The 8,023-nt window shown below is 40.5% G+C and carries 6 protein-coding genes and 1 pseudogene; all 7 read right to left on the bottom strand.

Annotated elements, in window-relative coordinates; genetic code table 11:
- Window positions 1-119 precede the first annotated feature (119 nt).
- A complete protein-coding gene (locus tag NFR99_RS11545; protein WP_251353669.1) occupies window positions 120-1,013 on the bottom strand; it encodes an anti-sigma-I factor RsgI family protein in 894 nt (297 codons plus the stop codon).
- Window positions 1,006-1,491 carry an RNA polymerase sigma factor gene (locus NFR99_RS11540; protein ID WP_251353668.1) on the bottom strand — a complete coding sequence of 162 codons (486 nt, stop codon included), beginning with the start codon at window positions 1,489-1,491 and terminating at the stop codon, window positions 1,006-1,008. Before NFR99_RS11540 ends, NFR99_RS11545 begins: the two co-directional genes overlap by 8 nt.
- A gap of 105 nt (window positions 1,492-1,596) precedes the next feature.
- Window positions 1,597-1,806: pseudogene (locus tag NFR99_RS11535) on the bottom strand (nucleoside recognition protein); the annotation flags it as partial.
- Window positions 1,807-2,077: 271 nt separating this feature from the next.
- Entirely contained in the window at window positions 2,078-2,872 is a 795-nt protein-coding gene (locus tag NFR99_RS11530; RefSeq protein ID WP_016300144.1) for a PD-(D/E)XK nuclease family transposase, read from the bottom strand.
- A 36-nt stretch (window positions 2,873-2,908) separates the two neighbouring features.
- Window positions 2,909-4,537 carry a recombinase family protein gene (locus NFR99_RS11525; protein WP_251353667.1) on the bottom strand — a complete coding sequence of 543 codons (1,629 nt, stop codon included), beginning with the start codon at window positions 4,535-4,537 and terminating at the stop codon, window positions 2,909-2,911.
- Window positions 4,538-4,541: 4 nt separating this feature from the next.
- A complete protein-coding gene (locus NFR99_RS11520; RefSeq protein ID WP_120483892.1) occupies window positions 4,542-6,224 on the bottom strand; it encodes a recombinase family protein in 1,683 nt (560 codons plus the stop codon).
- Window positions 6,217-7,911 (bottom strand): recombinase family protein, encoded by a 1,695-nt coding sequence (locus NFR99_RS11515; protein ID WP_016300147.1) that lies wholly within the window; start codon window positions 7,909-7,911, stop codon window positions 6,217-6,219. Before NFR99_RS11515 ends, NFR99_RS11520 begins: the two co-directional genes overlap by 8 nt.
- Window positions 7,912-8,023 lie beyond the last annotated feature (112 nt).

Here is an 8,023-nt window from a genome sequence, read left to right as displayed (position 1 = left end):
CCGACAAAAACCTCTTACATATCTAATTCTTATCAGGAAAGTCTAAAATCCATAGACACAAGATTTTTTACAGCCTCAAAGAGCAGGTCCCTCACAAAAATGAGGGGTCTGCTCTTTCTTTAATGTTCGGAATGTTCTCTATGCCGATTTCTGTGTCCTCTTTGCATATGCATATCACCCGACTGCCAATCATCCTCTTCAGGACTTACATATCCCGTTTCCCTGTTATATCTTTCATCCTGGCTGCATTCCGTTTCCTGTTCACCGTCCCTCATCTGCCTGCACTCCGTTTCCTGCCCATCGTCTCCTGTCTCTTCGTATCCCTTCCGGGAATGCCCGCCGCCATGCATATGCCTTTTAATCATGCCATGTATTTTTGATATGCTCATGTTTCTGCAGTCATCCACGGTTACAGAATCATCATATTGCGATAACTGTAGATATGCATAATATTTTCCCAGTGAACATCCATGATCATGCGCCTCAGAGACTATCTCCTTATCCACATAAATACTCTCGCTGGCATGTCCCATATGGCTGGAGCAATATTCCACCCCTGCTTTTAATTCATTCCCCTTATCGTCATCCGCTGCTATAGTAAAAACCAGTTCAGATTTTTCCGTCAAATATCCTTTCATACATCCGTTTTCCATGATTGCATCAATCGCAGCGGTATATTTCTTCCCTTTCAGAGACAAAGACTCCAGGATTTCCTCTCCTTCTGCGTTGTATGCCACAGCAGATAATACTTTATCAAAACGATTCAGTACAAGCTCTATCGATGGATTAATATCAATACTCACATAAGCAGCCGGAGCCTGAATCCACGAATATCCTCCCACTCCTATCAAAAAAAGCAACAATACACAAACAACTGGCATCGCTCTCTTAAATACCGGACGAAAAAACTTCTTCTGCCTCTCTTCGTATTTTTCCGCTAAAAACTGCTTTGTTGTTTCTTTCATCTGTGTATCTGCGTGAATACCTTCAAATGCATCCCGTATTTTATTCATGGATTCTTTCACCTCCCAGCTCTTCCTTCAACATTCCCCGTCCTCTTGACAGCAAGGAACACACCGTATTCTCCTTTTTTCCAAGAATCCTTCCTATCTCAGATGCCGAATATCCCTCATAATAATGCAGATAAATCACATCCTTATATTTACCCGGCAAGGCAAGCACTGCTTCCAGGACTTCCCTGTGTTCCTCCATCCCCCCGGCTTCCATTTCCCTTAACGTCTCCAGAGGGATGGCATTCCTCCGGAAAAAACTTTTCACGTAATCTTTACAGGCATTAATCGCTACCCGGAGCAGCCATGCCTTTTCATGCTCTCTGTCCTTAAATGGTTTATCACACAGCATATACTTTAAAAACACATTTTGAAACACATCCTCCGTATCTTCCCGGTTTTTCAAATGATAAAAACAAACACGCCGCACCATGTCCGCGTACTCCTCAACCGCGCGGTTTATCTCACTCTCATCCCTCATTCACGCTCCTCCTGCGTACACTAACATGTATTATACACAAAAAATCATGTGATGTCACCCTGCTCCCTACCCAAAAGAGCTTCTGTATTATAAAAAACGGAGAGCCTACGCCCTCCGCTTCTTACTCATCACCTTACAAAACGCCACCGCCGCCAGCGTACTCACCGCCGTAGCCGCAATCGCCGGTCCTACCACCGCAGTGGGATTCGCACTTCCATACTGGCTCCGGTAGGCAATAATCGACACCGGAACCAGCTGCAGCGACGAGATATTCATAATTAGAAACGTACACATTTCATTACTTGCCGTCCCTTTCGGAACAGAACGAACTCCGTCATGAGATATTTTGTGATGGCCCGCTGAATCTGCGCTTCTCCTCTCTTCTTCCAGCTCAGCCAGGCTTTCCATCGCTTTCAGCCCCCCTTGTGTCAAGTTAGTGACACGAACTTTGTGAAAAATATCTTGTAATAATGGTTTTTTCCTTTCTCTTATTGTTGAATAATACCAAAACAAGAAAATCAATATAATAAAAGCAGGATTTCTCCGTTTCATGAGTTCCTGCTTTCACAATCCACCGCAAAATTCATTATGCCAGTTGTAAATCATTCTCAAGTCTTTCCACTACACTCAATGGCAAATCTAAATCCTCTGCAATTTCCTCTTTTGTCATTTTTCCTCTTTCCAGCATACGCTTTGCTGCTTCAATTTTTTCTTCATTTAAAAGCTGCTCCATGATTTTACTCATAATTTTTCGTCCTTCCTCATCTTTCTTGAAATATCTTGCCCGGTCTGCTAATTCCTTATAATTCATATCGTCTGGATCAGCACAGCTTAAATCGTGCATCAACCGCCCTAATGGTGTATCATCTTTAATCTCTCCGTTTACATATATAATATGTGCTTTATCATTAAACAACGCCCCTGTTTCTTGAATTGTCCTGTCAATATGATAAATCGGGAGATTACCTTCAAGCACATCATTCTCTGTAATAAATACCACATACGTTTCCGCCAGCATTTCCGTATCATCTCCCGGAAGAATGGAATTTGCATCCATTAAACTGCTGTTATATCTCGCACGTTTCGGCTTTGCCCCACTGTCGGCTCGTTGCAGTTCTACATCGTACTGTTTCTTTGACACATCATTTGTCTTAACATCCATTCTGATAGAACGCCCTTGCAGGTTCTTTATTACCGCCTGTACCTGTGCTTCTTTTACAACTAACTTTGCATCATTCATAATAATGCGCAGCATCAGTTCTACCCCTTTGGAATAATCTTCCAGACATTTTGTCATAAATTCGTCATCAAAATAACTCATTTCCTGTAAGCGTTCTAAAAGCAGCTTCTGTTTCTCTTCCCTTTTCTGCTCATTTGTCATATCCTATTCTCCTGTCCTTATAATATCATAAAAACCTTAATTTTTCAATGTTTCCACGCTTTTGTCCTGAAACTTAAAGACAACCTCAACCCGGTTGCCGCCATATACATAAACCGCATCTACAAGCTGTCTGACAACCTCTTTTGTAAGGTCTGTTAGATTTTCTTTTCCTTTTAACAAGTTTAACAAATCAGACTTTTCATCCGGTACTGCTGTTTCTTTTGAATGGCAAGCCCTAAGTTCTGCTTCATATATTTCTATCTGCTTATTGTTATTTTCTTTTTTCTGTAAAAAACAGTCAGCATCAATCTCACCTTTTGCATAGCTTTCATACAGTGAAAAATTGCTATCTGTAAGTTTTTGAATCTGTTCCTGAAACTGCTCCTTTTGCTCCTGATCCGCCTTGACACGCTCCTGGAACTGATTGTTATATAAATCCTGTAACCTTCCCATTTCCCCTGCCAGCATTGCCTGATTCCTGATTGCTGACAAAACAACTGCTATGAGTTCCGTTTCCTTGACATTCTCCGGGCAACATCCCTCCTGCTTCGTTTCATAGTAATATCTGCAATAATAAGACGCATTTAATCTGCTTCGACGCTGCATATTGTGTCTGCATCCACCGCACTTTACCAATCCCTTAACAGGCGAATCCGCACTTCCCCTTTTTCTCTTTTCTCCCTCACAATATACCGTCTTATCTAAATTTTCTCGATCTGCCAGTTTTTTTATGCTGCTTGTCCGGGCATCCATGCTGTTCACATATTCAAATAATTCCTTTGATATGATTGGTTCATGTGTGCCTTCGCAGACTTCCCATTCATCTTTCGACAGGCATTTCGTTCTTCTTGAACCGACCTCAATAGTTTCCTTTTTGTGAAAAACTGTATTTCCCACATATATCTCATTTTTCAAAATTCTTCCTATGATAGAGCCATTCCACACCTTTTTTTCGCCCTGATATTTCCATTGGTAGGTGCTGCCGCTTTTCACTGCATAGATTTGTGGCGTAGGAATATCTTTCTGGTTTAAATACCTCGCCACCTCCGCCTTAATTCCACATTCTGCATACTTCTCAAAAATCATGCGTACAATAGCCGCCGCTTCCTCATCTATTACTATACGGTTATGGTCAGTAGGCGATTTTTTATAACCAAACGCCGCAAATGTAGCAAGGTATTTTCCTCTCTTACGCCTTCCCATCAGGTCATTTTTAATTTTAACAGAGTTTTCTTCGCTAAAATAATCATACATCAGATTCTCAAACGCAACATCCATATCTGGTGTCGTTCCTTTATAGTCTTTGCTGTCAAAGCTGTTATTGACAGCGATAAATCGAACATCCAATAATGGAAATATCTTTTCAATGTAATTACCGACTTCAATATGGTTTCTTCCAAAGCGTGAGAAGTCCTTCACAATGATAATGGACACTTTACCGGATTTTACATCTTCCAATAGTTCCTGAACCCCCGGTCTTTCAAAATTTTTACCGCTGAATCCGTCATCTATGTATTCCTTTATCTCAAAACCCGCAAATTCCGGTTTTTGCTCCACAAACTTGCGTAGAATGAGCCTTTGATTTGTGATACTATTGCTTTCATCAACCATATCACCATCTTCTTTTGACAGCCTTAAATACAGTGCCAGAATCATAAACAGCATAAAATCACACCTCCTTTTGCATCCAACTATCAAGAACCGAAAAGCAATCCTGATACCTTAACTTTATTTCCACCCGGTTATCAGTAAAAAGCTCTATTCTGTCAACACAGATTTCTACCATTGTTTCCGTCAATTTCCTTGTATTCTGAAAGCAAAGCCAGTCCGACAATAGTTTTTGCAAAGCCGCCTGACACTTCTTTATCCCTTTTACCTCTTTAGCATAAACATTCTCCTGTTTCCCGCATAGTTCTATTTTCTCATGATAGGTACTTTTATATTGCAGAAATGCCGCCTGTGAGATACTTCCTTCCGCATAATCTGAATATTTCTGCATATACTCTTGCTCCAATAGGTTCTTTGTACTCACAATCTTTTGTCTTTTCCATTCTGTCTGTTTCAGATTTTCTTCAAAGGAATAACGAATATCTTTTTCTATCTTTTTCTTTATCCCTTTTATCAAACTCAAATGCCTGCGTATCGTGCCATACAGAATATCACACAGCAAGTCCTCTGCAATCCACCTTGTATCACATAAATCGCAGTGATTTCTATGAGTACTGCACTTAAAAATCTTGTATTGCTCCTTTACCCCATTGACAGAGCGATAAGCGCCTACCCTGACCATATTTGCCTTACAAGAGCCGCAGAACAGCTTCCCTTGAAATATATTTCTCTCAAATACAACCGTTTGGCGTTCACAGGCAGATTCGGTTTTTTTATCCTTTGTCTGACTTAGTATCTTCTGGACAATCTCAAACATCGACTTTTCAATAATCGGTTCATGGTTATTCTCAATAACAATCTGCTCCTGTTCCGGTACTGGACTTGCCTTTTTCCCCGCAAAAAAGCTCTGCTCTGATTGATGTCTTATAACCCTTCCGATATAAACAGGGTTTTCCAGAAGCCGCTTAATTGTAGAACAATGCCATATTTTCAGCTCTTCTTCCGGCTTCCTATATACACTGCCTGTCAAAGCATATTGCTGTGGTGTATAAACATGGTTATCATACAGCCATCGGCTTATTGCATAATTAGAAATCCCCTCGCCGCACTGTTTAAATATCTCCCGTACAATCGGAGCTGTCTGCTCACAGATCATATAATTCGTACCACTTCCATTCATCTTATATCCATAAGGAATCGTAGCACTGCGATAGAACATCCCTTTTTCCTGTTTCGTCCGAAAGGTGCTTCCTACTTTCTTGGAAATATCCCTTGCATACATCTCATGCATAAGGTTTTTAAGAGAAATAAGCAAAAGTTCTCTGCTGCAATCTGCATCAGCACTATCATACCTGTCAACAATGGATATAAAGCGCACACCTAAGAACGGAAATACCTTCTCAATATAATTGCCGGCTTCTATGTACTCCCTTCCAAACCGGGATAAATCCTTGACAATCACACAGTCAATGATTCCTGCTTTCATATCTGCTATCATCCGGCTAAATGCCGGACGTGAAAAATCTGTTCCTGTTTTCCCATCATCAACATATTCTCTTACTATATTCAGGTCAGGACGTCTACTTATATATTCCTGTGCCAGCTTTCTTTGATTTTCTAAGGAGTCGCTCCCTGTATAGTCACTGTCCACCGATAGCCTTAAATAATCTCCAACCTGATATACTTTGTCAGTTTTCTTTGTTTTAACATAGTTCTTTCTATACCTGTCCGCTGTCCTAGCCATTGATGCCCACCCCCTTCATAGATGCCGGAATGTGCCCAGTAGGATTGCAGGCAATACTACTTGTAATTTTACATAAGGTTTCGTATTCATCCTGATACTTAAAGGTGATCTCAATTCTGTTTTCTTCATAAACAGTAATTTTCTCCACTAATGACAGAACGATACTTCTATCTAACGATGTGATATTTCCTTTTTTCGTAAATGTATCAATCCATTCATTCGCAAACAGTCCTTCTTTAAAAACTGTTTCTATCTCCGCCTGCAATTTTCTGATTGTTTCCTCTATCTCTGCGGACTTACGAGCAAAATTTTCTTTAAACTGCTCATATTCATCTATGGAAATAATCCCTGCCGCCAGATCTCTGTGCAAAGCCATTTCCACCTTCTTACACTGTTCCAGCTCTTGATACTTAGCAAGGATTTCCCGGTCATTCGCCACCACATCATCATAACAGGCTTCATTCTCTTTCATTAAAGTCAAAAGTTCATCCAGTTTGGCAACGTGTTCAATATGCCTTTTGATTGCATCCAGCAGTATATCTTCTACCACTGACTGGTTTATGCTGTGGCGGCTGCACCCTTTTCCTTTATTATAAGTGGCACATATATAGTATATGTTCTGTTTCGCTTTATAACGGTTACAACGTCTGACCATACTCCTGCCACATTCCCCACAGAACATCAAACCGGACAGCATGAACAAAGTTTCTTCATCCGGAGATTTACGGGTGTCAAGATTTAAGAGTTTTGCCACATTTTCAAAATCCGCCTTACTGATAATCGCTTCATGGGTATTTTCTTTTACCGCCCACTCTGTTTCCGGCTTTTCTATAACCTTATTCAGCTTATAATTGACTTTTTCACGTTTTCCCTGTTCAAGCACACCTATATAAATCTTGTTCTTTAATATGCGGTTAATAGATACCGCCGACCATTTTGCTTTTGCATTTTTCTGAAAACCGCATTTATAATTTCCCCCAAGTTGTCTTTTGTACTCGGAAGGCGCTGCTACACCAAGTTCATTGAGTTTTTCAGCGATTGCCGCCGAACTCATACCTTTCAACTTCCAGTCGAAAATCTTGCGTACAATATCAGCCGCATATTCATCTGGTATGATTTTATTCCTGTCCGTTTCCAGTTTTTTATAGCCGTATGCAACATGAGCGCCGATATACAGCCCGCTTTCACGCATAACCTCCTGATGACTTCTCACTTTGCCAGATATATCCCGGCTATAATTATCATTTACAAAATTTTTGACCGGAATCAGCAGATTTACATCGCTTTGCGTAGCTGTCAGGCTGTCAAAATGATCCAGTACAGATACAAACCGGACATGATAGGACGGGAAAATTTTTTTCACATAGCGTCCAGAATCAATGTAATCACGTCCTAACCTTGACAAGTCCTTAACAATGACCATATTCACCTTACCATCGTAAATATCCTGGCACATACGCTGAAAACTTGGACGTTCAAAATTAAGTCCTGTAAATCCATCATCTATATAAATGTCATAAAGGGTAACATTTGGCATAGATTCTATTGCTTTTAATATCAATGCCTTTTGATTGGCGATGCTGTTGCTTTCTTTCTTGTCCTTGCTCTCCCGCAAATCTTCATCTTCTTTTGACAGACGCAGGTACACAGCAGCCAAATAAGATATGTATGAAATGTATTCACCCATACCGCTTCCTCCTAATTTTATAGTGCTGACAAACCATAAAATCAGGGTTCCACATATGAATTTAGTCCTGAATATAGTTTAGCACAGATTCCCGCTTTTGTCCAATGAAGAA

The sequence above is a fragment of the Hominisplanchenecus murintestinalis genome (assembly GCF_943193015.1).
Classification (GTDB): Bacteria; Bacillota; Clostridia; order Lachnospirales; family Lachnospiraceae; genus Hominisplanchenecus_A; species Hominisplanchenecus_A murintestinalis.
This window is presented reverse-complemented; position numbering and strand designations above follow the sequence as displayed.

What these genes read in the sequence shown, in the direction of transcription:
- NFR99_RS11545 (WP_251353669.1), bottom strand. Translation starts at nt 1,013, where the DNA reads ATGAATAAAATACGGGATGCATTTGAAGGTATTCACGCAGATACACAG.
- NFR99_RS11540 (WP_251353668.1), bottom strand. Translation starts at nt 1,491, where the DNA reads ATGAGGGATGAGAGTGAGATAAACCGCGCGGTTGAGGAGTACGCGGAC.
- NFR99_RS11530 (WP_016300144.1), bottom strand. Translation starts at nt 2,872, where the DNA reads ATGACAAATGAGCAGAAAAGGGAAGAGAAACAGAAGCTGCTTTTAGAA.
- NFR99_RS11525 (WP_251353667.1), bottom strand. Translation starts at nt 4,537, where the DNA reads ATGCTGTTTATGATTCTGGCACTGTATTTAAGGCTGTCAAAAGAAGAT.
- NFR99_RS11520 (WP_120483892.1), bottom strand. Translation starts at nt 6,224, where the DNA reads ATGGCTAGGACAGCGGACAGGTATAGAAAGAACTATGTTAAAACAAAG.
- NFR99_RS11515 (WP_016300147.1), bottom strand. Translation starts at nt 7,911, where the DNA reads ATGGGTGAATACATTTCATACATATCTTATTTGGCTGCTGTGTACCTG.